The organism is Oceanobacillus luteolus (assembly GCF_023715655.1).
Taxonomy (GTDB): domain Bacteria; phylum Bacillota; class Bacilli; order Bacillales; family Amphibacillaceae; genus Oceanobacillus; species Oceanobacillus luteolus.
The window spans coordinates 1-403 of record NZ_JAMBON010000164.1; the positions used below are offsets into that span (position 1 = coordinate 1).

Annotated in this window: 1 protein-coding gene; it reads right to left on the reverse strand. The window is 58.6% G+C overall.

Annotated features, from left to right (window positions below):
* The coding region (locus tag M3210_RS20205) for an IS110 family transposase (protein WP_251518103.1) at positions 1-322 on the reverse strand (322 nt) is incomplete at its 3' end.
* Positions 323-403: the final 81 nt, after the last annotated feature.

Below are 403 nucleotides of genomic sequence, written 5' to 3' on the forward strand. Positions count from 1 at the left end.
TAAGACGCCAGTACACGGCGGCAAGATCTGGATCGATCTTTCGTGCAACGTCCGCAGCGATGTACAGCGCCCGCTTGACGCGATCACTACCACTCTTTGTCAGCCTTTGACCGGGCTTCTCTATACCACCGGACGAACTTCTGGTAGGAAACATACCGCAGAATCCGCGTATGTGATCTTCGTTACGGAAGCGTTTCGCGTAGCCGAGTACGCCGATGAGCAGCGGAGCCAAGGTCGCCCCTATGCCAGGAATAGATCGAAGCGCATCGGACGGATGCACCCGCTGATAGATCGTAAGCACCTCGCGACGGCCGTTCGCCACGCGACGCCCGCGCGATGCATGATCGGGAATCGGCTACCCGGATCTCACTGGCTGGCAATCATGCAGGGGATGGTGCTGGAT